We start from the raw sequence: 26,173 nt of genomic DNA, 5'->3' as shown, positions 1-26,173 counted from the left end.
AGAACTTATATTTTTACATTTTATCCTAAAAAAATGAAGTCTGTTTTTCGTATTGTTTTCACTTAATTTATTTTCAGTCAGGACTTTTTTTAATGCTATTTCTTCAAACATATTCCTTGAAATTTACTTTATCTATTATAATATTCTGATATGAACCGATTTGAAAACAAAGTAGCTTTAGTTACTGGAAGTAGCCAGGGCATTGGTGCAGCATGTGCCTTAAGATTGGCTAAAGATGGCTGTGATATTATTTTAAACGGCCATAAATTTGATGAAAGAGGAGAAAAACTTATTGCTGAAATTGAAGGGATGGGAAGAAAAGCAGCCTTTTTTGTAGCCGATTTAAGTAAAGCAAAAGAAGCCATTAAACTCGTTACCGACGCTGTTGATACATTTGGCCATTTAGATGTTTTGGTAAATAATGCCGGAGTAGAAAAAAATGCAAACTTTTGGGAAGTAACAGAAGAAGATTATGATCTGGTACTGGACACCAATTTAAAAGGGGTTTTCTTCGGAATCCAGTCGTTTGTAAATTATTGTAGAAAAAATAAAGTGGAAGGAGCGGTAATTAACATGAGTTCCGTTCATGAAGAGATTGTATTTCCACATTTTGCAGCCTATTGTGCCAGTAAAGGCGGTTTAAGAATGCTAACCAGAAATTTGGCCACAGAATTAGCTCCTTTTAACATTAGGATTAATAATGTAGCACCTGGCGCGGTATCAACACCAATTAACCAGGATTTACTCGAAGACAAAGCGCAATTGGAAAAAGTGCTGCAAAATATTCCATTAAGAAGAATGGGAAAAGTAGAAGATGTAGCCGGTGTAGTGGCTTTTCTCGCTTCTGATGATGCCGCCTACGTAACCGGATCTACTTATTTTGTTGATGGTGGTTTAACCTACCATTACGAAGAGCAGTAAGTAAACTTAACTGGTTTCACGATTAAGCTGTTTATTTAGTTCAACGGCAGCACTGATTAATGCCAGGTGCGTAAAAGCCTGCGGAAAATTTCCCAGGTGTTCACCTTTACGGCCAAGTTCTTCACTAAACAATAAAAGATGGTTGGAATAACTGATCATCTTTTCAAAATTTTCTACTGCACGTTCCAGTTCTCCACTTTTGGCCAATGCCTCAATAAACCAAAACGAACACATGTTAAAAGTGCCTTCTTCGCCTTCCAAGCCATCAATTTTAGTCATTCCGTTTATATAGCGGTAAACCAGAACATCAAGCACCAGTTCTTCATCAATCTTTTTCATGGTCGAAAGCCACCGTGGTTCAAGGGGAGATATAAAATGTGTCAAAGGCATCAGTAATGCGCTTGCATCAACATGTTCTGCGCCTTTATATTGTACCCAGGCACCGAGTTTTTCATTCCAGAAATTGTGGTAAATATCTTTGTAAATTTCGCTGCGGATGCTGTGCCATTCATTTTCAGGGTAGGGGAATGATCGGTTTTCTGCAATTTTTATAGCCCTATCCATGGCCACCCAGCACATTAAACGCGTATGTAAAAATTCTTTTTTATCGTTCCTGATTTCCCAGATACCATGATCGGGTTTTTTCCACTGTTTAATTACACATTCCACCTGTTTTTCTATCAATGTCCAAAATTCATAAGTAATCGGTTTGTGCGATTTGTTATAAATATAAACCGTATCAATCAATTCGCCATAAATATCTATCTGCAACTGTTGAGCAGCTTCGTTGCCAATGCGTACTGGTTTAGAATTCTGGTAACCTTCAAGTTGGTCCAGCTCAACTTCCCTAATTTTTGGATTGCCATCAATTTGATATACCAATTGTAAATCTATTTTGTGGCATAAATTAAATATCCATTCCATAAAGGCCGTAGCTTCATCAAAAAAGCCAAGCCTTAAAAACGCATACATGGTAAACGCAGCATCCCTGATCCATGTAAAACGGTAGTCCCAGTTGCGGTTGCCGCCAATGGTTTCCGGTAAACCGAAAGTTGGTGCAGCCACTACAGATCCAAATTCAGCAGATGTTAATAATTTCAATGTTATAGCCGATCTTCTGATAATTTCATCATAGCGGCCTTTATAAGTAGTTTGATTAATCCAGCTTCTCCAGTAATCAATTGTCTTGCGGTAACCGTGCTCAGTATAATGGTTTAATTGAGCGTCTGCCTTTTCCGCCTCAATAATTTCCATAACAATATGAACCGTTTTCGATTCCTGAAGGGTAAATTCAGCGTAACCACTTCCTTTTTTGATGTGTAAAGGCACATCCGCTTTCAATTTGATGGTCAGTTTTTCTGCTTCAGAAAAAAATACAAGTTCATTGTTTTCATGCTTGGTACTGTGCTCACTTTCGGTATAACCAAAACTCGGCACACAAAATACTTTGAAAGTAATATCGCCCCTAACTGATTTTATTTGTCGCACTATTGCACTCGGAAAATCAGTTTCTTTCGAAAGTGGCATATAATCGGTAAGTTCGGCAATGCCTTGCTCAGCAAAAAAGCGCGTTAATAAAACCGCTGTCCCGGGCAGGTAAAGCTGTTTGCTGGTGTAATTTTCCAATTGTGGCTCCACAGAAAAATAACCACCTTTTTTCGAATCCAGCATGGTGGCAAAAACAGTGGGCGAATCGAACCTGGGTGCGCACAAAAAATCTATTGAGCCTTGTAGCGAAACTAACGCAACAGTTTTCAGGTTGCCGATAACACCATAGTTTTCTATCGGCTGGAATGTTCTTTTCTCGTGGTTGGCCATATTAAAGTATATCCTACCAAAGGAATGAAACCGTGGTTTTGTTTTACCTATTATAGCACCAGAAGCGCTGAAGATACAGCATATGGCTAACTCTTTAAATTGGGCATTAAGTTTAAAAAGGCCTGGGCATTAGCAGCATATTTCTTTTTATCCAGTTTAAAATAAAAAGCACCTTTTTTAGATCCTGTTTTATCTTTTTCTGCCAACTTAATCAATAAACCCGTTGAAGTAATTTTACGGCTGAAGTTGCGCGTATCTATTTTAGTATCGTTAACCTCCTCAAAAAGAATGTGCAATTGCGGAATGGTAAACTTTTTAGGCAGCATTTCGAACAGAATAGGATGGAGCGCAGCCTTATACCTTAGTTTTGTTCGCGCATCGGCAACCATTTGGTTATGGTCGAATATGAGTTTAGGCCGTTCGTTAATCAAAAACCATTCCGCCTCATAATCATCATTTAACTGCGCCTCATATTTATGGATGTCGATTAAAGCAAAATAACCTACAGAAAGTGTACGCTCTATAGGATCGCGGGTGGGCTCGCCATAAATTTGCATCTGCTCCAAGTAAACGCCTTCTAAACCAGTCATTTTTTTGAGTACCCTGTTCGCTGCATCATCCGGACTTTCATCTGCACCAACAAAACCGCCCATTAAACTCCATTTGTTTATTTCGGGCTCTAAACCACGTTTAACCAACAGAATTTTTAGGTGTTCGCCATCAAATCCAAATACAATGCAATCAACAGCAACAAGATAATGCGGCTGCCTGGAATATTCAATCATTTTTTGTCAGAGGTTTTAAAGGGCTTAATATGTTCAAATTTTTACGAATATAAAAATTAATATTAATTGTCGTTTTGACAATTAATATTAATTTTATAATTTGGCGGCTTAGATGGGTTAAGCTAAGTGGCTTTCTTTTTTCTAACCAATTGAAAAATATAAAATGAACCAAACATTCGAACTCGATAGTAACCCGCATACCAGGTTAAATATATTAACTGGCGAAAGGGTATTAGTATCTCCACACCGCACTAAAAGACCATGGCAGGGTAAGGTTGAAGACATTACGCCTGATAACCGCCCAGAATATGATCCTAAATGTTATTTATGCCCGGGCAATGGCAGGGCAGATGGCGATAGCAATCCTGATTATACTGAAAGCTTTGTTTTTAACAATGATTTTGCTGCCCTGCTCGAAGATACTCCCGAAGGCAGGATGAATGAAGATGATTTGTTGGTAGCCACTAACCAGCGCGGCCTTTGCAGGGTAATCAGCTTTAGCCCTAAACATAACTTAACGCTCCCAGAAATGAGTGTAGAGGCGATAACTGCCGTGGTAAATGTTTGGCAGAATGAATTTAATAGCCTGGCAGAACATGAATGGATAAAATACATTCAGATTTTTGAAAATAAAGGCGAAATAATGGGTTGCAGTAATCCTCATCCACATGGCCAGATTTGGTCGCAGAGTGATATCCCTTTAGAAATTGCCAAAGAAACTGAGCGTCAGAAAACTTATTACGCCATCCATAGGAGGAGTTTGCTGGCCGACTATTTAAAGCTGGAGCAAAAGAAAAATGAGCGCATTATATTCGAAAATGATCATTTTGCAGTATTGGTGCCTTTTTGGGCAGTTTGGCCATACGAAACCATGATTATCAGTAAACGTCACGTTAACAGCATTAAGCTTTTCACTGCTGACGAAAAGAAATCACTGGCCGAAGCAATTAAAATATTAACAACCAAATACGACAACCTTTTCGAAACCTCTTTCCCTTACTCGGCAGGTATGCACCAGGCACCTGTAAATAACGGTTATTACCCCGAATGGCACTGGCACATGCATTTTTATCCACCATTATTACGCTCGGCATCTGTTAAAAAATTTATGGTAGGTTATGAAATGCTGGCTAATCCACAGCGTGATATCACCCCCGAGTTTGCCGCCAACCGTTTAAAAGAAATGTCTACAATCCACTATAAAATCAGCAAGGCTGAAGACTAAAATTTATTAAATAATGAATGCACAACATTTAAAAAGTACATTTAAAAAACTTTTCAATGCCGAACCGATTTTGGTACGTTCGCCGGGAAGGATCAATATTATCGGTGAGCATACTGATTACAATGGCGGGTTTGTGATGCCGGCTGCGATTGATAAAGCCATTTATGTAGCCATATCTAAAAGAGAAGATGATGAAATCCATTTATTTTCAGAAAGTTACCAGGAATTTGATATTTCATCTGTAAAAAACCTGAAAAAATCCGAAAATAGCTGGGCCAATTATATCTTAGGGGTTGCCGATCAATTAAAAGAAAGAGGTTACCAGTTGGGTGGCTTTAACTATTACATTGATGGAGATGTGCCGCTGGGAGCAGGTTTATCCTCATCTGCTGCTGTAGAGTGTGCTACAGGATTTGCACTCGATCAGCTTTTTTCGCTTAACGTTCCGAAAATGGACATTGCTTTAATTGCACAAAAGGCAGAACAAACCTTTGCAGGCGTAAATTGTGGCATTATGGATCAGTTTGCATCTGTATTTGGCAAAAAAGACCAGGCCATTATGCTCGATTGCAGATCGATGAAACACATTTACATTCCACTAAAATTAGATGGATATAAGCTTTTGCTCTTAAATACCAATGTAAAACATGCGCTTGCAGATTCTGCATACAATAAAAGAAGAGCACAATGCGAGCAGGGGGTGGCCTGGGTTAGGGAGCAATACCCAAATGTAAATACCTTAAGGGATGTTGATTTGAGCATGCTGGAAACACTTGTAAAACCAAAAGATTTAGAAGTGTATACCAAATGCAGTTTCGTGGTTAAAGAAATCGGCCGTTTGCTTACCGCTGCAGAACAGCTCGAAAACGGTAATTTAAAAGGTTTGGGTAACCTGATGTTTGAAACACATGAAGGTTTAAGCAAAGATTATGAAGTAAGCTGCAAAGAATTGGATTTTCTGGTAGAGGCTGTTAAACCGCTCGATTATGTGTTGGGTGCCAGGATGATGGGCGGCGGTTTTGGTGGTTGTACCATTAATATTGTTAAAGAAGAAAAAATTGACGAGCTTACGGAAGAACTAGCCGCTAAATATTTGTTGCAGTTTGGTTTAAAGCTTGATGCTTATACCGTACAAACCGATAATGGAACCAGTTTATACAATTAAATATAAAATTACTCAAGGTATACTAACCAAAATAAATCAATGAAAAACAATTTATTAGACACGAAAGATTACATTGTATTTGCAGTCTATTTCGTTATTGTAGCGGCTTACGGGCTCTACATTTACAATAAGAAAAAATCAGAATCCACAGGTTCCAAAGATTATTTTCTTGCAGAAGGCTCTTTAACATGGTGGGCCATTGGTGCATCGTTAATTGCATCAAATATCTCTGCAGAGCAGTTTATCGGAATGAGCGGTTCAGGCTTTAAAATGGGTTTGGCCATTGCCACTTACGAATGGATGGGCGCACTAACCTTAGTGGTGGTTGCGGTATTTTTCATTCCCGTATACCTCAAAAACAAAATTGCCACCATGCCGCAGTTTCTGCATCAGCGTTATAACGGTACCGTGGCTATGATTATGGCTGTGTTCTGGTTATTGCTGTATGTGGTGGTTAACCTTACCTCAATCCTTTATTTAGGTGCATTGGCAGTAAGCAGTATTTCTGGTTTCGACCTTAACTTCTGTATGTATGCAATTGCAATTTTTGCCATTATCATTACCCTTGGAGGGATGAAAGTAATTGGTTATACAGATGTAATACAGGTGTTTTTCTTGATTTTAGGCGGCTTGGCAACAACTTACCTGGCTTTAAACCTTGTATCTACCCATTATGGCACAACTGGTATTTTTGAAGGTTATAGTTTAATGACTTCTAAAGCATCAGAACATTTTCACATGATTTTAAAGCCTGATAATGAGAATTATATAGATTTACCAGGATTAAGCGTATTGGTTGGCGGTATGTGGATTGTAAACCTGAATTATTGGGGCTGTAACCAGTACATCACACAGCGTGCTTTAGGTGCCAATTTGGAAACCGCACGCGGCGGTATTCTTTTTGCCGCTTTCTTAAAACTGTTAATGCCAATTATTGTGGTATTGCCAGGTATTGCAGCATATGTTTTATATAAAGATGGTGCATTTCAATCCGAAATGATTCAGGGCGGTTCTGTAAATCCGGATCGTGCTTACCCGGTATTGTTAAACTTGCTTCCTGCCGGATTAAAAGGACTTTCGTTCGCTGCATTAACAGCTGCCGTTGTGGCTTCATTAGCTGGTAAGGCAAATAGTATTGCCACCATTTTTACTTTGGATATTTATAAAAAAGTTTTAAATGTAGAAGCTTCAGAAAAAAACCTGGTAACAACAGGAAAAATTTCTATTGTTGTGGCTATGTTTCTTGGTGTAATCATTGCACCATTTTTAGGGATTGATAAAAAAGGTGGTTTTCAATACATTCAGGAATATACAGGTTTTGTATCACCTGGTATTTTTGCCATGTTTATTTTAGGTTTCTTCTGGAAAAGAGCAACATCAGGTGCTGCATTGTTTGCAACCATTGGTGGTTTCGGCTTATCTATTTTCCTTAAATTCCTCCCTAACATGGCCGATCTTTCTTGGTTGTCGAAATCAGGTTTCTCTGTTAAAAATGCAGCCGGCGTATACGAAATTCCATTTTTAGATCGTATGGGCTTCGTATTTATTTTCTGTATTGCAGGTATGTTCATCATCAGTATGGCCAGTAATAAAGCTAAAGCAGAAGAAAAAGGACTTGCAATTGATGCCAAAATGTTCAAAACATCAACCAGCTTTGCAGTAGGTGCACTATTGATTGTTGGTTTATTGGTTGCACTTTACAGTGTGTACTGGTAAACAATTGCTTAATATTTAGAAAAGGGATAAAGTCGGAAGATTTTATCCCTTTTTATTTATGATCTTTCCGTAAGATGCTGAAATAGCTTTACAGTGAAATTTGAACTTGCCAGTTAATTATAATTTAGATTGTTAACAGCAATTACTTTTCCTCATCAGTAGCCAGCTTTTTAACCAACCAGGGTAAAGTAAGTCCTTGCCCAATTAGTGTAAAAAGTACCACCACCACCGATATAAATATAATGGCATTACGTTGCGGAAAAGCACTTCCATCAGCTAATGTTGCAGGTAATCCAATTGCAATAGCTAATGATACTATTCCGCGCATACCCGACCAGCTGATGATTAAACTATTTTTAAAATCCAATAATGCATCTTCGGTAATCCGGTGTTTCCCTTTCTGAAAAGCTTTTTGCAGATTAAACCTTTGCAGAAAAACACGGGCCATTCTCAATAGTAAAGCCACAACGGTAATTACCAGCGAATAGCCGATATAAGGTAATATATCTCCACTGTTTATGTTTTTATATACATAAGGAAACTGCAACCCGATTAAGATAAAAATGAGTCCGTTCAATAAAAAGATAATGATGTCCCATATATTTTTCGATTGGTTTTTAAGCGCTTCAGGAAATACCATATTACTGAATCTCGATATGCCCAAACCCAGCATCACCACGGCAATTACTCCGGAAACATGTATTTCTTCTGCAATTAAATAGGTTACAAAAGGCATTAACAATAAAAAGCTAATGGTTGCCAGTCGGTTATCATGTATTCTTTCAATAATAAAAGCCAGTATTCTTGCCATTACTACACCCACTAAAAAGCCTCCAACCATTAAAATGGCAAATTCGAGCGATGCTTTCCAGAAAACGAAAGCGGTGCCGGTTACAGCAGCTACCGCAAAACGATATGCTACCAATGCAGAAGCATCATTTACCAAACTTTCGCCCTCCAGTATCGTATTCGTTTTGTGCGATAAGCCTAAGCCCTTGGTGATGCTCATGGCCGCAACAGCATCTGTAGCCGATAAAATAGCACCCAATACAAAAGATATCGGCCAGCTCATCCCAGGGATCATGTAATGTGCAACCACAGCAATCCCAATAGCGGTTATAAAAACCAGTGTTATGGCCAGCGCAAATATGGTATTGATATTCGTTTTAAATTCCTTAAACGAAATGTTAAAAGCAGCATCGTAAAGCAATGGAGGTAAAAAAATCAGAAAAATAATTTCAGGATTAATATCAATAGGCGGTAAAGAAGGCATAAAACCAACGGCAATACCGGCAACAATCAATAAAATAGGATAGGGGATTTTAATGCGATCGGCAATGGATGAGAGGCCAATCATTACCGCTAAAATAAATATTACAATGGCGTAATTTTCCATATCTGTTTATGTCGGTTGTTTAATCAGTATCAAAACAACAGGCACAAAATATACGTTTAGTATGGCATTACAAAGTTTTGAGTCAAAAACTAATCAATAGAAGCAAATAAAAATCAGGAACTTCTATATTATAGATGAAGAAATTTAAAATGACAACATGAAAAAAGATTAACGCTGTAACCTTGGCCTTTTACTTTTAAATGGTTGACTGCCTTGTGGTTTTGCTGTTTTGGCAGGAGTTTCTTCTTCAGAAATTTTAACTGTAATCACATTGCCTTTAAAAGTTTCCCCATTTAAGGTAGAAACAATATTTTTAGCATCGGGCAGGCTGTATATTTCAAGAAAAGCATAGCCCTTGCACTTTCCCGTTGATCTATCGCGAACAATTTTAATCGTTTCTACTCTACCGTGGAGGCTGGCCAATATTGCCAAATCCATTTCTTGGATATTGTCCGGAAGGCCACCTATAAAAATCTTAACCATTTATGCTTTAATTTGAGAGAACGTCCGGTAGAATTGATCTTAAATCCAGAGCTGTTCTTTTAGACCTGCAAAATAAGCAAAATGATATTCTTACCCAAACTAATTGAATGAATTTTGATTCATTTTTATCATAAATCAATGATCAGCAGATATATGTATTGATGTTGAGCCACAGAAAATGTACATTCGCTTTCTAATCATCAAAAAATAGGTAAAATATGAGCAACTATAGGTTAAAATCTGTAATTCTAATCGCGTTTCTAGTATTCAGTTCACAGTTTATACAAGCTAAAATTTTATTGCCTTCGGTTTTCAGTAATAATATGGTTTTGCAGCAAAAAACGAATGCAGCCATTTGGGGTAAAGCCACTGCTGGTAAAGCTGTTAAAATAAATGTATCATGGAATAAAGTAAATTATGGAACCATAACCGATGCCAACGGCAACTGGAAAATTAAAGTTGCAACGCCCGCTTACGGTGGCCCATACACCATCACCATTTCTGATGGCGAATTACTTGTGCTTAATAACGTACTAATTGGTGATGTTTGGATTTGCTCAGGCCAGTCTAATATGGAAATGCCACTTGCAGGATGGGGTAAAATTCTTAATTATGAAAAAGAAATTGCCGATGCTAAATACCCAAATATCCGTTTGTTACAGGCAGAGCACATTACCAGTAATGTTCCTTTGACTGATGCTAAAGTCGCAAATAATGGCTGGCAGGAATGTAGCCCTAAATACATTGCCGAATTTTCTTCTACGGCTTATTTCTTTGCCAGGGAAGTTTACGAAAAAACAAAAATTCCGATCGGATTGATTCATACCTCCTGGGGAGGAACAATTGCCGAAGCCTGGACGAGTGCCGGATCACTTAAAAAAATGACCGATTTTTCTGCCGCAGTGGATAAGATTAAAGCAGAAGCTACAAATCCTTCAACTGTTTCTTACGAGGAAAAATTACAAAACTGGATTAAAATAACCATCGATAAAGATTCGGGATACCAGGCCGGACAGTTAAAATGGGCCACCGCAGAAACCACAAATTGGAAAAACATGAATTTGCCAACCTTATGGGAAGATGCAGCACTTAAAAATTTCGATGGTATCGTATGGTTTAGCAAAACGATTACCATCCCTCAAAATTGGAAAACAAGTGGCATCAAATTGAGTTTAGGTGCCATTGATGATAATGATATCACCTTTGTTAATGGTGTAAAAGTTGGCGAAACAGCAGGATGGAACCTCGCCCGTACCTATGCTATTCCTGCAGATTTACTTAAACCAGGCGAGAATATTATAACCGTAAGGGTTTTTGATAGCAGTGGTGGCGGTGGTATATATGGTGAAGCCAAAGAATTAAATTTAACCAATAATGCAGGAGATAAAATATCATTAACCGGCGATTGGAAATATAAAGTTGGCCTTGATTTTAAAAATATAGCAGCAAAACCCTATGAAGACAATGGCCCTAACCGACCAACCGTTTTGTATAACGCCATGTTGCACCCTTATCTCCAGTTGTCAATAAAAGGTGCCATTTGGTATCAGGGAGAAAGCAATGCCGATAGAGCTTATCAATACCGTGATTTGTTTCCTACAATGATTAAAGATTGGCGTCAGAAATGGGGGCAAGGCGATTTTCCATTTTATTTTGTGCAACTGGCTAATTTTATGCAGGTAGATAACACTCCGGTAGAATCGGCATGGGCCGAATTGAGAGAAGCACAGCAAAAAACACTGGCATTACCAAATACAGGTATGGCAACCATTATCGATATTGGCGAAGCAAAAGATATTCACCCTAAAAATAAGCAGGAAGTAGGCAGAAGATTGGGGTTAATTGCGCTTGCTAAAACTTACGGACAAAAAAATAACTATTCAGGTCCTGTTTACCAAAGCAGTAAAACCGAGGGGAAACAGATTCGATTGTCTTTTTTAAATACGCAAAACGGATTAAAGGCCGGAGGTGATAAAGAATTAACAGGTTTTGCCATTGCAGGGGCTGATAAAAAGTTTTATTGGGCAAAAGCAAGCATTCAAAGCAATCAGGTAGTAGTAAGTAGCAGCCAGGTGGCAAATCCTGTTGCCGTCCGCTACGCCTGGGGAAATAATCCGATATGCAATCTTGTTAGTAACGATGGTTTGCCAGCTTCGCCATTTAGAACCGATACCTGGCAGGGCATTACCTTCGGAAAGAAATAATTTACCTAAAATTTGTGCAATTTGTGTGTGCAAATCCGTGTAATGCAGGCAATATTTAAAGATCCATAATTCTTTGTGGCTTACTTTATACTTTTACTGCCTAACCGGAAATTATGCCAAACACTTTATCCGATCAGCAAACAATTCTTCTGATTGCCGAGCTTGAAGAAAAATTACTAGATGGGTTTAAAAAAACAGATCTGCCAACACTCGATTTGTTGTTTGCCGATGGAATGCTTTTTCATGATCAATATGGTAACGTACTGGATAAGGAAATGGATATGGAGGCTTATCGAACCGGTATGGTAAGGATCAATAAAATCGATGTATCCAGGCGCGAGATACGTGTTTTCGAATCCATAGTTATTGTTTCGGCATGCCTGTTTATAAAAGGAAGTTATTCGGATATTTTACTCAACGGCAAATACCAGTGGTTACGTGTTTGGGGGAAAGTACGCGAAGAATGGAAAGTAATTTCGGCCAGCTGCACCAGCATTCCTGTATAAAAGATTAGCTAAAAAATAAGAACGGGGAATAACCAATGGCTACCCCCCGATTCTAAATTAACGCTCTCTAAATCTAATATAAAACTAATCTCATCTTTTACCAAACTCAGGGTCAGCTGGCACTAAAATTAGCCCATAACCAAGACGTAAAATTGATGAATAAAGCATAATAGTTGTAAAATACTACCTAACTAACTGTGCAATTTATTTATTTAACCAATTGCGGTAATGAGCTGTTCAGCAAGGTTTTCAAGATCAGTATTTGATTAAGATTATTTCAAAGCTAGTTTAGTAAAACGTTTTATTATTCGTTCATAATGATTAGTTTTATGGCATAATGATCTAACCAATAATCCCTTTATGAAAAAAGTAGTAACCTCAATTTGTTTCTTGGTTTCCTGTATATCCATTAATACCTTAAAAGCGCAAAATTTAACCGAATTTAATAAAACACCATTAAAACAAGGCGTTTATGTACAATTGCCAATAGGCAGCATAAAAGCCAAAGGATGGTTGTTAAAACAGCTTGAGCAACAAAGGGATGGGGCAACTGGTATGGCAGAAGAACTCTATCCGGAAAAAGATAATTTAGGAAAAGATTCTGATTGGCTCGGCGGAGATGGTAATGGATGGGAGCGTGTACCATATTACGTTAAAGGTTTGGTGGCTTTAGCTTACACCTTAGATGATGCTGCCCTTAAAGCAAAGGCTCAAAAATATATCGAATGGACTTTAAACAGTCAGCAGGCCAATGGATTGTTCGGCCCGCCAAAAATGAAAGATTGGTGGCCACGCATGCCAATGATGTATGCGCTGCAAAGTTATTACGAAGCTACAAGCGATAAAAGGGTAATTCCTTTTTTATCTAAATATTTTAAATACGAACTGGCAAATCTCGATGCCGATCCATTAAAAGAGTGGGGAAAATCTAGAGCTGGTGATAACATGGAAATTGCCATTTGGCTTTACAATAAAACAGGAGATCAGGACCTGTTAAAATTGGTAGAAAAATTAAAGCAGCAGGCTTACCCCTGGATCGATATTTACACCAATAATGAGTTTTACTTTTATGGTGATGATTTTCAGCCAAAACATATGGTAAATGTTGCTCAGGCATTAAAATTTCCGGTTGTTTACGCACAATTAGAGGATAATTTAACAAACCGGGATGCACTGGCCAAAGGCATAAAACACATTATGCACGATCATGGTCAACCAGAAGGCTTAGGTTCGGGAACAGAATTTTTAGCAGGCACCAGTAGTGTAGAAGGTGTAGAAACCTGCACAGTGGTAGAATGGATGCAAAGTTTGGAAACAGCTGCAAAAGTGCTTCATGATGCAAACATTGGCGATCAGTTGGAAAAAGTAGCTTTTAATGCCTTACCCGCTCAGTTTAGTAGAGATTTTAAAAATCATTCCTATTACACCATGCCAAATCAGGTACAAAGCGTGCATGGCGAACATGGTTTTAATCAGGATTATAGTTCCGGTATTGTTTCCAGTCCCTATTCCGGTTATGGCTGTTGCCGTTATAATATGCACATGGGCTGGCCATACTTTGTTAAAAGTAGCGTGGTAGCAACACCCGATCATGGCCTTGCAATAATTACTTACGGACCAATGGAGATTGAAACGTTGGTTGCCGGAAATAAAATAGTAAAAATTAGCGAAGAAACAAATTATCCTTTTGAAGAACAGATCAAACTAAAAATTAATCTTCAAACTTCAACAGCATTCCCGCTTATCTTAAGAATTCCTTCATGGAGTGTAAAACCAACAATTTCCTTAAATGGAAAGATACTAACTGGTGTAAAAGCTGGAGAAATGTTTACAATTAACCGCCAATGGAAAGATCAGGATCAATTGACACTTGATTTTCCGATGGAAATCGCCACGCAAAAACAGGTAAATAACTCGGTAAGTATCACACGTGGCCCTATTGTGTATGCACTCGAAATAAAAGCTTCAAATAAAATTACTAAAACGCATCCTGTTCCTGGTTTTACAGATTATGAAATACGGCCGGAATCGGCATGGAATTATGGCTTATCTTTAAATAACGGCAACCTCAATCATGCAGTTAAAGTGGTAAAATCAACCATGACTGAAAATCCTTTCATTGCAACAAATTCTCCTGTAAAATTAAAAGTGATGGGTAAAAAAATTCCATCCTGGGGCATGGGTTACAATAAGGTTTCAGCCTTTGATGTGCCTTACAGCCCCGTTATATCAAATGAAAAGGATGAAGAAATTACCTTGGTACCCTATGGATCTGAAAATATACGGTTAAGCTGTTTTCCGGTAATTGGTCAGCCTAAAAAAGTGAATAAGAATTTAACAGAAAATTTTGAAAATGGAATGGCTTCTGATTGGGTTTTTTATGGTGGCGGTTGGTTCTGGAAAGATGGTCAGGTAAATTCAGCTTCAAATGCAAGTTCAGGCGGTTATGGCATAAACGGTGCTAAATATGTGGCCAATGGAACAGATTTTAAAGACTTTATCTATCAGGCCGATGTTAAAATTAATACTGCTGGCGATGCAGGCCTGATGTTCAGGGTTTCTAATCCGGCAATTGGTGCTGATGCCTATGAAGGTTATTATGTTGGTTTGAATCAACTTAATGGAACCGTACAAATAGGAAAGGCGAGCGATCAAAAATGGATTGTTCTGAACTCGGGAAAATACCCGGTTGAGATGAACAAAATGTATACATTAAAGATAGTGGCCAAAGGGGATAAATTTGACGTTTTTATTAACGGATCAGCGAAACCAATACTATCTGCAACAGATGCCCAATACAAATCTGGCAGCATCGGTTTAAGAACTTACAAAGCTTTGGCCAGCTTTGATTCTGTTAAGATTAACGCTTTTTAACTCCAATAAACACGATAAAAAACATTGCGGCAAGGAATTTGTTAACGTATTATCAATAACTAAAAATAAAATTATGAAATTATACAAATCAATACCCCTAATGCTCTTTGGAATTGCACTTGCAGCAGGTTGCGTAAGCAATAAAAAATATGCCGAGCTCCAGGATACTTATTCAAAACTGAGAGAAAGAAATCAGGAACTAAGCAATAAATATCAGGATAGCCAACGCGAATTAAGTGGCACGACCAGCAGAGTTAAAAGTTTAGAAGAGCAGATTGCTTCAGAAAAAGCCAATGTTACCGCTCTACAGGATGCGCTTAACAAATGTTTAAATTCGAGTAGCCAGGGGAATGTAAACATTTCTAAACTGGTTGATGAGATAAACAGTTCGAACAAGTACATTAAACAATTGGTAAATGCTAAAAATAAAAGCGACTCACTTAATATGGTGTTAACCAATAACTTAACCCGTTCATTAAGTCGTGAAGAACTTGGAGATGTTGATGTGCAGGTACTTAAAGGTGTAGTTTACATTTCTTTGGCTGATAACATGCTATACAAATCTGGTAGCTATGAAGTATCTGATAAAGCAGGAGAAACCTTAAGTAAAATAGCCAAAATCATTAAAGATTACGATACATATGATGTTTTAATCGAAGGTAATACTGATAATGTGCCGATTACCCAAACCAATATCCGCAACAACTGGGATTTAAGTGCTTTACGTGCTTCATCAGTTGTACAGGTATTACAAACAAAATATGCGGTTGATCCTAAGCGTTTAACAGCTGGCGGACGTGGAGAATTTAATCCAATTGCCGATAATGCAACAGCAGGAGGTAAGGCCAAAAACAGACGTACCCAAATTATTATTACGCCTAAGTTAGATCAGTTTATGGATCTGATTGGTAAAGCGCCTGAGCAATCTCAAAAATAAATTTTAGATAAAAAACAAAAAAGGGTTGAAATTAATTTTTCAACCCTTTTTTGTTTATATAATATGTTGATTGATTTTTTTTTAAGTTATAATGGAACGTTGGTCGAAAGCAATTTTATAGCATTTTGTATTCCATACTTCTTTAAAACTTTAGGTGAAATTCAGTAGCTTAATTTGTTCTTTACTATAGCTTTTTTAATCGTTTATACCTTTAAATTGACGACTTTATTATGTAAAACAAATAAATATTAAAGAAAATCGATATTTAGCCTAAAACATAGAAAGATACGTATACCAGATATTGTTCTTCTTTCGTAATTATAATCATTTCTCGAAAAAGAATAAACTTGGTTATGTATTCTGAAGAAGACCTCGGAACACAAAAAAAAGCAATCTGAAAACGATCGCTATTAGCGTTATCTTCAAATTGCTTTCGGTATTGCAACAGCGAAAATTAGAATCTTTACTGTTATTCAATACAAATTATTGAAATGAGAAATAACAGTGTGTTATTCTGCAGCTGCTTCTTGATTGATGAAGCTTTCAGCAATTTCTGTTAAAGTTACATCTGTAGCTTTTTCATTCTCTAAAGTTTGCGCCAATAAATCAGCCACTTCTGTATGGCCCATATTTTCAGCAAAAACTTTTAAGGTACCGTAAGTAGCAATTTCATAATGCTCTACTTTTTGCGCTGCTAAAATTAATCCAGCATCGCGAATCATTGTACCTTTTTCTGTTTCTTCAATAATTCCATTGGCCTCTTCCAATAATCCAGCCATGGCTTCGCATTTTTTCGCACTGGCTTTCTCATCTAAAAGAGAGAATATCTGTACCAATGTTTCAATGTGGGTTTCAGTTTCTGCAGTATGCTTATCAAATGCAGCAGCCAATTCGCTACTGGTTGCAGCTTTTTTCATTTTAGGCAATGCTTTAGCCAAATGTTGTTCTGCCCAATAAATATCTTTTAATTCATCTACAAAAAACTTGTGGAATTCAGAATCTTCCATTTTACCAGTTTTATTCTGAGGTTTTGTCGAAGATTTTAAATTCGCTGATGATGATTTTGTAGCAGCGCCTGCTGTTTTGCTTGCTGGTGTCTTTGCTTTTGTAGCGGTAGACTTTGTGCTTGTTTTTGTTGTGGTTGCCATAATTCTATTTTTTATAGGTATTTGTATAAAGAACCATGGCTTTTGATAAAAGGTTTAAACAATCTCATATAATAAAAAAAGCATCAACCAATGGCCAATGCTTCTGCGCAAATAAATATTTTATAATGTAGTTTACAAAGAATTATGAAATACTGATGGTTTGCTTTTGCTGATTTAAATAAGCAGTTACCTGGTTTAAAGTAATGCATCTTGTTGCCCTTACTGCAGATTTAAGTGCTTCTGATGTTACTCCTAAACGGTCTGCCCAATAATTTCGGTCTGTTTCTTCAGATAATAAGATGATTTCTTCTTTAATGCTTGATGTTTGGTTGAGATTTTTCATAATTGGGATGATTAATTCGGTAAATAACAATACAAGCTCGTTTTTGTTTTATAAAAATAACTTTTTTTATTTAAAATAACAACATGTTAATCAGTTAGTTGCGTAATTCTTTGTTTTATACGCTTTCTGCGAATTATTTTATCCTTTAGTAATTATAAATCACCAAGGGTTTCATATTTAATCACTTAATACAAACAATTTGCTGATCGGGAGTGTAAAGCATTAGAACAATAATTTTATACTTCATAATGGTTGAATGGAATTCTCGTAAAACGATTTAATAGTACTAAAAGTTGTGCTTATTTTTATGCTGATGTATTTTTAATTCTACGAATTTTTAGTATAATTGTCCACTTTTTATAAAACCTTATGAATGATAGAAGAAACGGAAACGTTACACTAATCGATAATGAACGTGGCTATGGAGTTATTATTGATACAAATGGCCAGGATATTCAGTTTCTATTAGCCGAAACCTTAGTTAACATCACTGTAAATTCGAAGGTTACTTTTGAAATTGTACTTACAAGAAACGGATTAATGGCTGCAAACGTAATACTTGATCAGGAATTGGTTAACCTTCGTTCGTAAGCACTTCTTCTACAGGCAAACTAAAGAAGAATGTAGAGCCTTGTCCAAATTTACTTTCCACCCATATTTTGCCTTTATGTCTTTCCATTACCTCGGCACAAATATATAAACCTACCCCAAAGCCCGCTATGGTTTGCGTACTTATGCTTTCTACGCGGTAAAAACGATCAAAAAGCTTAGGGATATCGCTTTCTTTAATTCCAATACCTTCATCTTCCACACTAATAATTGCTTCGCCTTTTTGTTTTTCGCACTTTATGGCAATTAACGATTCTTTTTTGGAGTATTTGGCAGCATTACTGATCAGGTTGTTAATCACATTGCCAATTTTTTCACGATCTGCGTTTACAATAATCTCTTCCAAACCAACAACCTGTATAAAATGACTTAGTAAAATCACCCTGTTTTCTTCAGCTATAGTTTTGATAAGTTCTACCAGATCAAAATCCGTTTTATGCAGTAAAATTTTGACAGATTCTAGCAGTGATACATTTAAAAAACCATCTATCATCAGCGACATTCTTTTTAACTGCACATTTATTTTATCGAGCGTTTCAATGGTAAAAGAATTGTCGGTATCTTTTAATTTAAATTGTAAAAGCTGTACATATGCACTTAAGGCTGTTAAAGGTGTTTTCAATTCATGACTTACCATGCCAATGAAGTCGTTTTTTCTAATTTCATCCTGTTTATGCTCAGTAATATCCAGCACAGCCCCGGCAATGTAAATGGCTTTGCCATCTTCATTATAATATGCTTTACCTGCGGTTCTTAGCCATTTGGTTTTGGTATTGATACCATTTATATTAATCCGGTATTCTATATTAAAAGCTTTCCGATGATGCAATGCATATCGGATTCCTCCGGTAAGTGCAGAAAAATCATCAGCGCTGATTAAAGCTTTAGCTTCTTCAATGCCTAAATTATTGCTTTCCAGCTCATAAATTTGTTGTGCCCTATCGGATAACAGCACTTTTCGGCTTTCAATATCAATATTCCAGGAGCCCATTTCTGATGCATCCATGGCTATTTTGAGGATATCTTTCGCCTTAAGCAACTCTTTTTTAAAATTTACCTGTTCTGTAATGTCCTTAATAATGACTAAAATCCTGGTTACTTCATTTTTGTCGTTTTTTAAAGGTTGGTACATGGCAATAAAAAAGCCATCAGTAAGTGCCGTTGCAATCTTCAATTCATTTAATACCAGGGGTTCACCAGTTTTAAAAATGCCTTTAACACGGTTCAATAGCGATTTTTGTAAACCTAATTCAGGCCTGGCTTCAACTTGGGGTATACCGATGATTTCTTTTCTTGTTTTTCCCCAAAGTTTTAAAATATTATCATTCGCATATTCAGTTACAAGCTCTTTACCTCGCAACACACACATGCCTAAAGGTGCCTGCTCAAAAAAACCTCTAAACCTGGCTTCACTTTCTGATAGCTCCAGTAAAATCTGTTCAATGCCGTTTTCATTCGTTGGTATTTCTTTTAATGAGCAGATGATGTATTCAATAGGCTGGTTGCTTTGTAAAACGGGGGAGAATGCCAGTTCCCAATTTACATTCGGCGAATTGGAATAAATGGGATGGATAATCAGGTTTGCCTCTTCCTTTCGTTCGCTAACCTGATTCACAGTTTCAATCAACAACTCTTTTTCCTGATCGGATATGAGGTTGGGAATAATATTGATATCATAAAAAGCTAAATCCACTCCAATCCGCGCTATTAAATTCCGGTAGGCATCATTATGCTCAACAACTACAAGAATTGGTTTTATCTTAAATATAATGATCGGCGATTTAGAATGCTTTAATAGTGCTTTTAAAAAAGAGGAAGTTAAATCGATCATAAATTTAAGTGGCGCTTACCCAAATATACTTCTTAAGACTTTAATTGCCAACCCGTTTGCTGTAATTGTATAACATTTATACTACAAAAACGTCTAACACATGCTATAGAGGCGTGTTTTGCTACAAATTGCACGCTACTTCAACTAAGAAAAGGGTTTTCACAAAACATTTTCGTTTATTTTACTGTTCAAAAATAGGGTAGATAATATTTTCGTTTGCCACCAAATGGTGGCTGTTTGCAGTTACATTTTAGATAAGCTTATGAGTCCCGAAAACATTTATACAGAAGATAAATGGTTGCCATTTAATGGATACTCCCCATTAATCAGGGTTTATAGATCATTTCATGATTTAACGCCAGAGATAGAGTTCATCATCAACAACCATACTTTTCCTGTAAGTTTTAAAAAGAATAAATTTATTTCATCTCCGCTACACCGCGATAAATACACCTACCTGTTGTTAAATGGTGTTGCCAGGGGTTATATGAAAGATGATGACAAAGAAATTACGACGTGGATTGCCAAGGAAAATGAATTTGTAGGCAACATCAGCAATTTTTGGGATGAAGCTTTGCCCAGCGAAGAATATGTGCAGGCCATTGAAGATGTGGTTGCAATTGCGGTGCCTTACAGCATGTCGAAGCAGCTATACCTCAATCACCATATTGCCAATTATGTGAGCCGGAAAATGACACAACTCCATTATCTGCAAGCCTGTGAGCGGGCATTAATTTCGCGGTTGCAATCAGCCGAAAAACGATACCTACGTTTTGTGAAATCTTACCCTGATCTGATCAATAGAGTGCCATTAAAATACATTGCTTCCTTTTTATGCATGAGGTTAGAAACGTTGAGCCGAATCAGATCTAAACTGGCTTCCGGTACGAGTGCTTTATCTCCGTCTTAACAGATATTCAATGAATTTCAACATCGATAATTTTTAATTTACTGTTATTTTAATAACAAATAATTGTAAAGGCAATTGCTCAAATTACAGGACAAATCATTAGGTGTATTGCCTTATTGAGTAAAAGTGACTGATTTGTAAGACATATTTTTTAATAATGTTGTATAAAATCAAGCTTTTTTTACACAAAAATCAGTTTTTTGACATTTTTTGTGAAAATTATTTACCTGTATTTCAGTGTGTTATATTTAGTATTTGATTTATGTCCGTCATTTACACGATTTAACACTTCTCCCTTATATTTTTTTAAAAATTTATATATATTTGTTCTTACCCTTTCGAGGGTATGTTTTTCATAGGTAGATGTAGGGTCAGAACAATGTTCTGGCCCTTTTTTATTTAGTATCTTTCAGAAAACCTATTTTTGTATGATGATAAAAAAGAAAGTGATTGTTGCGGTTACCGGGGCTAGCGGTTCGATATATGCAAAGGTGTTATTTGGACAGTTATTGAAACTTAAAGACCAGATTGAAGCAGTAGGGATAGTGATGAGCGACAATGCTAAAGAAGTATGGAAATTTGAGCTTGGAAACCAGGATTATGACCAATTCAGTGATTTTACTTTCTACAATAAAAATGACTTTAATGCCCCTTTCGCATCAGGATCTGCAAAATATGATACAATGATTATCGTGCCGTGCTCTATGGGTACGCTAGGGCGTATTGCACACGGTATTTCCAACGATTTGATCTCCAGGGCTGCTGATGTAATATTAAAAGAACGTAGAAAGTTAATTGCTGTGGTTAGAGATACACCTTTTAGTTTAATCCATATCAATAATATGAAAACTATTACCGAGGCAGGCGGAATAATATGTCCTGCAAATCCTTCTTTTTACAGTTTACCCAAAAGCATTGAAGATGTTGCCGGAACAGTTGTGAGCAGGGTATTGGATTTAGCCGGCTTTGACCAGGAAAGTTACCGCTGGCAGGAAAATTAGCTGGGCGTATTGAGTTGTATCTCAGCTGTAAGTTAATCCATTTAGGAAGTTTTTAAGCTCTAAACGCTCAAATCTAAACCTATCTTTTGTTAATTCACTGTAATATGTGCGGTATAACTGCCGCAAACTCCCAACTCCAAACAAATTTCTTATCTTTGCAACCTCAATGAAAAAGGTCGCATTTTATACATTAGGTTGTAAACTCAATTTCTCAGAAACTTCAACCATTGGTAGGTTATTTACTGATGCAGGATATGCTGTAGTAGAGTTTCAGGATCAGGCTGATGTTTATGTGATCAATACTTGCTCGGTAACCGAACACGCCGATAAAAAATGCCGTAAAGTTGTTAAAGAAGCATTAAAATATTCTCCTAATGCTTTTGTAACCATAGTAGGATGCTACGCACAGTTAAAACCACAGGAAATTGCCGAAATAGAAGGCGTTGATATGGTTTTAGGTGCTGCAGAAAAATTCAGGATTGTTGAGTACATTACGGATTTAACAAAACAACCTAAAGCTGTTGTTCATCAGCAAAATATAGAAAAAGTAAACCACAATTTTATTGCTTCTTATTCTATCGGCGATAGAACCCGTACTTTTTTGAAAGTACAGGATGGTTGCGATTATCCATGTACCTATTGTACCATTCCGTTGGCCCGTGGCGCAAGCCGTAGCGATACCATCGAAAATGTGGTGAACCGGGCAAAAATGATTGCCGAAAGCGGTGTAAAGGAAATTGTGTTAACAGGGGTAAACCTGGGAGATTTCGGGATTCGTAATGGCCAGCGGGAAGATAAATTTTTCGACCTTGTTAAAGCTTTGGATGAGGTTGAAGGAATTGAAAGAATCCGTATTTCATCAATTGAGCCTAATCTCTTAAGTAATGAAATCATTCAATTTGTGGCTACATCAAAAAGATTCGTGCCACATTTTCATATTCCTTTACAGTCAGGTTCTGATAAAATTTTAGGTTTAATGCGCCGTCGGTACCGTACCGATTTATATGTAGAGCGTGTTGCTAAAATTAAAGAGGTAATGCCACACTGCTGTATTGGTGTAGATGTTATCGTTGGATTTCCTGGCGAAACCAAAGAAGATTTCCTGGATACTTACCAGTTTTTAAACCAACTTGATATTTCTTATTTGCATGTATTTACCTATTCAGAACGTGAACTTACCGCTGCTGCCGAAATGAAAGGTGTTGTTGCCGGTAGCGTACGCAATGAACGGAGTAAAATGCTCCATATCTTATCAGATAAAAAACGCAGGGCTTTCTACCAATCGCAAATTGGTACTGAAGGTGAAGTGCTTTTCGAAGCTGATCAAAAATCAGGTTACATGCATGGATTTACAAAAAACTATGTAAAAGTTCGTGCTAAATACGATCCGGTGATGGTAAATGAATTAAAAGCAGTAAAGCTTTTGGAAATTACTGCCGATGGCGAAGTAGAAGTTGCCGAATTGGAAACCGCTTACGCACATCACTAGCCTTATTTTGCTTCAATAATTTTTTTAATTGTAGGCCATCTTTCGTTTTGTGAATATTACTTCAAAATCATTATTGGTGAAAAAATAAAAGGCTTTCTGATCAGATCAGAAAGCCTTATTTCATTTGTGTGTTTTAATGTTATTTAATTGAGGCAATCTCTTTTTCTACCGCAACAGTTTCTATCGAACTGATGTTGGTTTTTAAAGCTGCAAACCTATCTATAGTTAATTTTTGCGAGTTACCCATTACCAAGGAATGGTTATCGGTAGAGCCGCTTAATTTTAAATCTGCATTTTCTGCAATTACAGTATATAAACCTTCAGTGCTGGTATTGATTTCTGCATGGGCATTTCCTTTTAAAAAGATTTGAAGATATTTTGTAGTTAATTTTCCTTCAGTTTTAACAACGGCATTTTCTGATGCTTCAATTCTGTAGAAGTCGTTTACATAAATAGTTAGTTTTACTTTTTCAATGCTGGTTGAAGTAATTTTTAAATTGTCTCCATCTTGCATCACTTTAGCGGTTCCGGTATTGTCATCATTATAAGCAACACCGATAGCATTTCTCTGTATAATGGTTAGCTCGATATTTCCTTTTACAGAAACTCTTTTAAAAGCGGCAATTTTGATAATGTTTTCAGGATCTTTTTCTCTTGCTGATACACTTGTGGTAAATGCAGCTGAAGTAAGAACGATTGCTGTTAATGAAGTTGCGATTAGGGTTTTGAATGAGGTTTTCATAATATCTTTATTTAAAAATTAAATGTTAATTAATTGTTATTTAAATGTTTAAGTGTTTTTGTTTAAGTTTTGTAGATAAGACGCCATGAAATGAAAAACGTTGCAGCCCATATTGCATTATTATACAACCGATAACTAATAGTCGACGAACTGGCATTAATTCAAGACGAAAACTTGAAATTTTCTTTTCCAATTGTAAAATATTTTAAGAAGCATTCCAGGATTCTAGTTTTTCTTTATCTTTAACAAGATTTTAGTCTGTTTTATTTATGAAGAAAAAGGTTGTACTTGTTCAGGATAATAAAGATATCCTTGATATAATGGACCAGGTATTGGAAGAAGAAGGTTTTGATGTTACAGCATCACTTACCACTGAACCGATAGACAATATAGATAGAATAGATCCAGATCTGGTTATTGTAGATGACCACATCAAAGGAAGGAAAAAAGGTTCGGAAGTAATTAAAGCATTAAAATCTGATCCCGATACTGAAGATGTATCTGCCGTATTAACCTCTACATCCAACAATCTCCCACAGCAGGCCGAAGATTGCAAAGCTGATGATTATATCGAAAAACCATTTGATATCGACCATATGGTAGAAGTTGTAAAGAAAAACGCTTAACAAAACAAAATCATTTCTTATACCAGATAGTGAGGTGCTGATAGTAACATTGCGGGGCCGCTTAAAAAAGATTTTTCTCAATAATACATTTTCGTCATTTCCAATTTTTTGGAAATGACGATTAATATTTCTTTTTAAAGATTAACATGTGGTTTAAAAGTATCTGTTTTAACAGTTGCTTTTAACTCGTGTAATATGGTATATAAACCAAAGTTGGTGCGGTTTACATAAATGAAGTGTTTTACGCCACGGGCCTGCTTAAACTCAGGCATTTTGGAAATCTTTTCACCATAAATATACAGTTGCTCGAAGAAATCAGGTTTGCTAAAATCAAAAGATTCACTGATATATGGTTTTGCAAACAGGCTGATCATTTCCTTGTATGATTTGTGGTAAAATTCTACTTGTTCCGGAGTATCATCTGTATGAATCATATCCAGTTTTCTAAAGGCATCAACCGTTTTGTTTTTATCATTAATCACATCAGTAGAAATTAATGCGAAAAAAGGATAGTAAAAATCATCAGGTAGCTCTTTAATACATCCAAAATCGATTACGCCAAGGTTTTCATCAGGGGTAATCATAAAATTTCCCGGATGTGGATCGGCATGTACTGCCCTGAGTTCGTGTTGTTGGAAATTATAAAAATCCCAAAGGGCCTGGCCAATTTTGTTCCTCAATTCCTGCGAAGGATTTGTTTGTAAAAATTCTTTTAAGTGCAGCCCTTCAATCCAATCCATGGTAATAATCCGCTTTCCTGATAGCTCTGGATAATATTTTGGAAATACAACGTGATTGAGGTTTTTGCAGGCTTCAGAAAATTCAATGGAGCGTTTAACTTCCAGTTCATAATCTGTTTCTTCCAATAAACGTTCTTCAACTTCTTTAATGTAAACATTTAATTCCCGTTCAGACATGCCGAGTAAACGGAATGCGAAAGGTTTTACCAGCTTCAAATCAGAAGAAATACTGTCGCCAACCCCTGGATATTGAATTTTTATTGCAAGTTTTTTACCATTGAGCATGGCTTGATGAACCTGGCCAATTGAGGCGGCATTGCTCGAAATAAGGTTAAAACTATCGTAAATATCTTCAGGTGTTTTGCCGAAATTTTTGGTAAATGTGCGTACAATTAAAGGACCAGAAAGGGGTGGGGCATTATACTGCGATTGTGTAAATTTATCAACGTAAGATTTTGGCAGGATATTTTTATCCATGCTCAGCATCTGTGCAATTTTTAAAGCACTTCCTTTGAGTTCGCTTAGCGATTTATAAATATCGGTTGCATTATCCTCATTCAACTGATCGCGATCCATATCCGGATTGAACAGTTTTTTTGAATAATGTTTTATGTAATTGCCCCCGATTTGGATTCCTGTTTTAACAAATTTTGCAGAGCGTTCTACTTTCGTGGTAGGAATACTTTTTTGTGTCTTCATTTATC

General features: G+C 36.7%; 22 protein-coding genes. 13 read left to right on the top strand and 9 right to left on the bottom strand.

What is annotated here, in order from left to right:
• The first annotated feature begins 150 nt into the window (after positions 1-150).
• Positions 151-921, top strand: a complete 771-nt coding sequence (locus tag ACZZZW_RS18185; protein WP_463495516.1) for an SDR family NAD(P)-dependent oxidoreductase — start codon at positions 151-153, stop codon at positions 919-921.
• 6 nt (positions 922-927) lie between these two features.
• Here ACZZZW_RS18185 and ACZZZW_RS18180 read toward each other — a convergent pair whose 3' ends face one another.
• Complete coding sequence (locus tag ACZZZW_RS18180; RefSeq protein WP_463495514.1) at positions 928-2,739, bottom strand: glycoside hydrolase family 15 protein; 1,812 nt, start codon at positions 2,737-2,739, stop codon at positions 928-930.
• Positions 2,740-2,825: 86 nt separating this feature from the next.
• On the bottom strand, positions 2,826-3,524 hold the full coding sequence (locus ACZZZW_RS18175; RefSeq protein ID WP_055905458.1) for an NUDIX hydrolase: 699 nt from the start codon (positions 3,522-3,524) through the stop codon (positions 2,826-2,828).
• A gap of 163 nt (positions 3,525-3,687) precedes the next feature.
• Between ACZZZW_RS18175 and ACZZZW_RS18170 the strand changes: the two genes are divergently transcribed.
• The 3 genes from ACZZZW_RS18170 to ACZZZW_RS18160 are packed head-to-tail and all read left to right on the top strand — an operon-like array spanning position 3,688 to position 7,630.
• On the top strand, positions 3,688-4,749 hold the full coding sequence (locus tag ACZZZW_RS18170; protein WP_463495512.1) for a UDP-glucose--hexose-1-phosphate uridylyltransferase: 1,062 nt from the start codon (positions 3,688-3,690) through the stop codon (positions 4,747-4,749).
• A gap of 13 nt (positions 4,750-4,762) precedes the next feature.
• Positions 4,763-5,914 (top strand): galactokinase, encoded by a 1,152-nt coding sequence (locus ACZZZW_RS18165; protein ID WP_055905456.1) that lies wholly within the window; start codon positions 4,763-4,765, stop codon positions 5,912-5,914.
• A 39-nt stretch (positions 5,915-5,953) separates the two neighbouring features.
• Positions 5,954-7,630: a sodium/sugar symporter gene (locus tag ACZZZW_RS18160; protein WP_055905454.1), complete on the top strand. Its 1,677-nt coding sequence runs from the start codon at positions 5,954-5,956 to the stop codon at positions 7,628-7,630.
• Positions 7,631-7,772: 142 nt separating this feature from the next.
• Here ACZZZW_RS18160 and ACZZZW_RS18155 read toward each other — a convergent pair whose 3' ends face one another.
• Together ACZZZW_RS18155 and ACZZZW_RS18150 are read right to left on the bottom strand one after the other, a co-directional pair.
• A complete protein-coding gene (locus ACZZZW_RS18155; RefSeq protein ID WP_463495510.1) occupies positions 7,773-9,026 on the bottom strand; it encodes a Na+/H+ antiporter in 1,254 nt (417 codons plus the stop codon).
• 168 nt (positions 9,027-9,194) lie between these two features.
• On the bottom strand, positions 9,195-9,509 hold the full coding sequence (locus ACZZZW_RS18150; protein WP_055905448.1) for an RNA recognition motif domain-containing protein: 315 nt from the start codon (positions 9,507-9,509) through the stop codon (positions 9,195-9,197).
• Positions 9,510-9,727: 218 nt separating this feature from the next.
• Between ACZZZW_RS18150 and ACZZZW_RS18145 the strand changes: the two genes are divergently transcribed.
• The 4 genes from ACZZZW_RS18145 (at position 9,728) to ACZZZW_RS18130 (ending at position 16,030) form a co-directional block, all read left to right on the top strand.
• On the top strand, positions 9,728-11,713 hold the full coding sequence (locus tag ACZZZW_RS18145) for a sialate O-acetylesterase (protein WP_463495507.1): 1,986 nt from the start codon (positions 9,728-9,730) through the stop codon (positions 11,711-11,713).
• Positions 11,714-11,826: 113 nt separating this feature from the next.
• Complete coding sequence (locus ACZZZW_RS18140; protein WP_463495505.1) at positions 11,827-12,219, top strand: nuclear transport factor 2 family protein; 393 nt, start codon at positions 11,827-11,829, stop codon at positions 12,217-12,219.
• Between the two features lie 360 nt (positions 12,220-12,579).
• Positions 12,580-15,093, top strand: coding sequence for a beta-L-arabinofuranosidase domain-containing protein (locus ACZZZW_RS18135; protein WP_463495503.1), 2,514 nt, complete (start codon positions 12,580-12,582; stop codon positions 15,091-15,093).
• A 73-nt stretch (positions 15,094-15,166) separates the two neighbouring features.
• Positions 15,167-16,030 (top strand): OmpA family protein, encoded by an 864-nt coding sequence (locus tag ACZZZW_RS18130; protein WP_055905436.1) that lies wholly within the window; start codon positions 15,167-15,169, stop codon positions 16,028-16,030.
• Positions 16,031-16,539: 509 nt separating this feature from the next.
• Here ACZZZW_RS18130 and ACZZZW_RS18125 read toward each other — a convergent pair.
• Positions 16,540-17,178, bottom strand: coding sequence for a YciE/YciF ferroxidase family protein (locus tag ACZZZW_RS18125; RefSeq protein ID WP_463495500.1), 639 nt, complete (start codon positions 17,176-17,178; stop codon positions 16,540-16,542).
• Positions 17,179-17,320: 142 nt separating this feature from the next.
• Positions 17,321-17,521, bottom strand: a complete 201-nt coding sequence (locus ACZZZW_RS18120; RefSeq protein ID WP_055905433.1) for a DUF3606 domain-containing protein — start codon at positions 17,519-17,521, stop codon at positions 17,321-17,323.
• A 369-nt stretch (positions 17,522-17,890) separates the two neighbouring features.
• Here ACZZZW_RS18120 and ACZZZW_RS18115 point away from each other — a divergent pair, with 369 nt between their 5' ends.
• Positions 17,891-18,112 (top strand): cold shock domain-containing protein, encoded by a 222-nt coding sequence (locus tag ACZZZW_RS18115; protein ID WP_463495498.1) that lies wholly within the window; start codon positions 17,891-17,893, stop codon positions 18,110-18,112.
• Here the strand turns inward: ACZZZW_RS18115 and ACZZZW_RS18110 are convergent.
• Complete coding sequence (locus ACZZZW_RS18110; RefSeq protein ID WP_463495495.1) at positions 18,096-19,961, bottom strand: PAS domain-containing sensor histidine kinase; 1,866 nt, start codon at positions 19,959-19,961, stop codon at positions 18,096-18,098. The genes ACZZZW_RS18115 and ACZZZW_RS18110 overlap by 17 nt on opposite strands.
• Before the next feature lie 262 nt (positions 19,962-20,223).
• Between ACZZZW_RS18110 and ACZZZW_RS18105 the strand changes: the two genes are divergently transcribed.
• The 3 genes from ACZZZW_RS18105 to mtaB all read left to right on the top strand — a co-directional run bounded on the left by ACZZZW_RS18105 (position 20,224) and on the right by mtaB (position 23,361).
• Entirely contained in the window at positions 20,224-20,871 is a 648-nt protein-coding gene (locus ACZZZW_RS18105; RefSeq protein WP_055905424.1) for a Crp/Fnr family transcriptional regulator, read from the top strand.
• Between the two features lie 431 nt (positions 20,872-21,302).
• Positions 21,303-21,872, top strand: a complete 570-nt coding sequence (locus tag ACZZZW_RS18100; protein ID WP_463497776.1) for a UbiX family flavin prenyltransferase — start codon at positions 21,303-21,305, stop codon at positions 21,870-21,872.
• 166 nt (positions 21,873-22,038) lie between these two features.
• Positions 22,039-23,361 carry a tRNA (N(6)-L-threonylcarbamoyladenosine(37)-C(2))-methylthiotransferase MtaB gene (gene mtaB, locus ACZZZW_RS18095; RefSeq protein ID WP_463495492.1) on the top strand — a complete coding sequence of 441 codons (1,323 nt, stop codon included), beginning with the start codon at positions 22,039-22,041 and terminating at the stop codon, positions 23,359-23,361.
• 139 nt (positions 23,362-23,500) lie between these two features.
• Here mtaB and ACZZZW_RS18090 read toward each other — a convergent pair whose 3' ends face one another.
• Positions 23,501-24,103 (bottom strand): GIN domain-containing protein, encoded by a 603-nt coding sequence (locus tag ACZZZW_RS18090; protein ID WP_055905416.1) that lies wholly within the window; start codon positions 24,101-24,103, stop codon positions 23,501-23,503.
• A 269-nt stretch (positions 24,104-24,372) separates the two neighbouring features.
• Here ACZZZW_RS18090 and ACZZZW_RS18085 point away from each other — a divergent pair, with 269 nt between their 5' ends.
• Positions 24,373-24,729 carry a response regulator gene (locus ACZZZW_RS18085; protein WP_055905413.1) on the top strand — a complete coding sequence of 119 codons (357 nt, stop codon included), beginning with the start codon at positions 24,373-24,375 and terminating at the stop codon, positions 24,727-24,729.
• A 134-nt stretch (positions 24,730-24,863) separates the two neighbouring features.
• Here ACZZZW_RS18085 and ACZZZW_RS18080 read toward each other — a convergent pair whose 3' ends face one another.
• A complete protein-coding gene (locus ACZZZW_RS18080; RefSeq protein WP_463495489.1) occupies positions 24,864-26,168 on the bottom strand; it encodes an ABC1 kinase family protein in 1,305 nt (434 codons plus the stop codon).
• Positions 26,169-26,173 lie beyond the last annotated feature (5 nt).

It is taken from the genome of Pedobacter sp. AC379, from assembly GCF_979258145.1.
The sequence above is the reverse complement of the archived record's forward strand: the minus strand, read 5'-3'. Positions and strand labels throughout refer to the sequence as shown.